The organism is Nocardioides sp. (assembly GCF_050699375.1).
GTDB lineage: Bacteria > Actinomycetota > Actinomycetes > Propionibacteriales > Nocardioidaceae > Nocardioides.
Window position 1 is genome coordinate 1 of record NZ_JBOHDN010000115.1, and the last position, 2,500, is coordinate 2,500.

Below are 2,500 nucleotides of genomic sequence, written 5' to 3' on the forward strand. Positions count from 1 at the left end.
CCGCCAGACGGCACCACCGCGGCATAACAGTTGCGCGCGTCCATAGCCCGAACTCCCGAGATACGCCGTGGGTAAGCGCCGGTTCGAGATACACCGTGCGCTGCTGACCACGTCCGATCTGCCCGGACGTGGTCAGAACAGCCGGTAGAAGCGCCAGAACCCGAACCCCTCGATCGGCAGAATCTCGAACCCGCTGAAGCCCGCGGAGTCGCCGTAGCCCTGCAACGTCGAAGGCCGCATCACCGTCCCGGTCCCGACGCTCGGCGGCGACGAGAGCCCGTCCGGCAGGCACACCAGCAGGCTGAACCCGTACATGAGCCGCTCCAGCTCGTCGCCGTCCGGAGCGAAGGCGTCCGCCACGGCCTCGTCCATCACCACCAGCGACCCACCGGGCACGAGGGTCCTCCGGACCGCGCTGAGGACCTCGACCGGCCGGGGCATGTCGTGCACGCACTCGAAGGCGAACGCCACGTCGACCGTCCCCTCCTCCAGCGTGGCCGCGTCCTGGCACACGAAGCGCACCCGGTCCTCGACACCCGCCTCGCGGGCATTCACCACGGCCATGTCGACCGAGGGCTGGTCGATGTCGATGCCGAGCACCGTGGCCTCGGGGTAGGCGCAGGCTAAGGCGATGCTCGACCAGCCCCCACCGCTGCCCACGTCGAGCACCCGACACCCCGGTTCGGCGAGTACATCGTGGATGCTGGGCACGACGGCAAGCGCCGGCCCGAGCTGCTTCTCGTACCACGGCCGATTGCCGTCGGCCTGGGACTGCCGAGCCTCATCACCGAGCTCGTCCCAGCTGACCCCGCCCCCATTCCGGTACGCCTCGAGGAGCCGAGGTAGCGCCGGCCCTACCGCCGCGAACATCCGGGCGACGGGCACCAGATGGGCCAGGCTGGTCGAGTCGGTCATCACCTCCGCCGTGCTGGCCGGGATGGCGAAGCGCCGATCGTCGGCGTCTCCGTCTTCATCGACCACCAACAGCCCCACCACCGCCTGCTGCTCAAGCCACTCCCGTGCGTATCGAACCTGCGTCCCGGTACGCCCCGCCAACTCGACCGCACTGGACGGGCCCTCTTCAGTCAGCGAGCGATACCAACCGAGGCGGTCTCCGAGGAACACCGAAATGATCTCAACCATGCCGAGGAGCGAGCCGAAGAGCCGCTCAGCGACTTCATCCGCCGTCTGCTGGGATGCGTCCATCCACCCACCCTCGCCCGAGTCACGCTCACCACGAGCTGTCCGGCCCAGGTCATACATGGTTTGAGGTACAGCATTCCAACCTCATCTGTACCGTCAGTTGCGGTTCAGACCGAACTCGCGCGTCATCAGGGCGTTCTTGTAATGGGACTCGGCAGCGTCTACCTCCGAAGAAGACGTCGACGGGCCAAACACGCGCAGGATGCTGAATACGAAGTGGCGAGCATGATCGATACCCACAGACCCTCCGTGCCTACTTGCCGCAGCAGCGAGTTCCCGCAACGCTACGTTGCCGCCATGACCGTCTCGGGCGTATTGCATCCATCTGCCGAGGATTCGCTCACCGCCATCAGCCTTCCCGACGTACTGCCTACCGGTCGAGGAGTCGGTGATCAGGTAGATGCCCTGCACCTCCGAGAGCGCGGCACGCCAGTCGGCGTATCGGTGATCGATGGTCATCTCCCGGAGCTCGTGGAATCGGAGCAGGACGCGATCGAACCCGGGAAACGGAACCTTGTCGCGGTCGGCGATCTCCAGCACGGGCAGCGCTGCCGCGCTGGTCGCTCGTCGATGCCAGTTCCTCGGACTGCTCCACTCGATGACGAGTCGGTCGGCCAGCGGCGCAAGGAAGTCAGTGCGCCGCAAGTCGAAGCATCGAGTCGTCTCTGATCGCTCTGAGACCACTTCGCCGTAGTTCTCGTACACGCCGAACAGACGAGATCGACGCTGACCATCAGCGATCAGCACCGCCCAATAGCGTTCAGGTTCGGCCGGAAATCTTCTCGTGGAGATCTCCTGTTCACGGGTGTAGGCCAGGACCCGCTCTTCCGTAAGGTCCTCGGGCCCGCGTAACCCGACAGCGTCACCGGGCTTGAACGCATGCCGGATGAGGCGGATCTCGTCGAGCCGGATGGACGGCTCGTGGTCAGCACCGACCGAATCGAGCACGTGCCCGAGGGTCAGATACGACGGATGCGCAGCGGCCACGTTGTCACTAGCCTCGTCGTCATTCCTCACCCGCGGACATTCTGATCGACCGCCGCCTCGTAGAACGCGTCAGCGATCGCCACGATCACCCCGTGGATTCCGGGACCATCAGTGAAGAAGTAGTCGGCCATGGTGTTGTGCGCGTCCTGGTTGTCCACGACGGCCTCGGTCACAGCCGCCTGAAAGTCCTGGGACTCCAGGAACTGCTTCTTCGAGTTCACCTTGGTCTGCTTCACCAGATCGGGATAGCCCAGCAGACGCGCGACCAGGACCTGGACGAACTCGCGAATCTGAGACTGCTCGAAGGTCT

The 2,500-nt window shown here is 65.2% G+C and carries 3 protein-coding genes; all 3 read right to left on the reverse strand.

Translation table 11 applies throughout. From position 1 onward, the window contains the following. Nucleotides 1-132: 132 nt before the first annotated feature. Nucleotides 133-1,206: a class I SAM-dependent methyltransferase gene (locus ACRDPS_RS08260; protein WP_431501146.1), complete on the reverse strand. Its 1,074-nt coding sequence runs from the start codon at nucleotides 1,204-1,206 to the stop codon at nucleotides 133-135. A 93-nt stretch (nucleotides 1,207-1,299) separates the two neighbouring features. Next, nucleotides 1,300-2,220, reverse strand: coding sequence for a GIY-YIG nuclease family protein (locus ACRDPS_RS08265; RefSeq protein ID WP_431501147.1), 921 nt, complete (start codon nucleotides 2,218-2,220; stop codon nucleotides 1,300-1,302). Next, the coding region (locus ACRDPS_RS08270) for a hypothetical protein (RefSeq protein ID WP_431501148.1) at nucleotides 2,217-2,500 on the reverse strand (284 nt) is incomplete at its 5' end. The genes ACRDPS_RS08270 and ACRDPS_RS08265, both read right to left, overlap by 4 nt.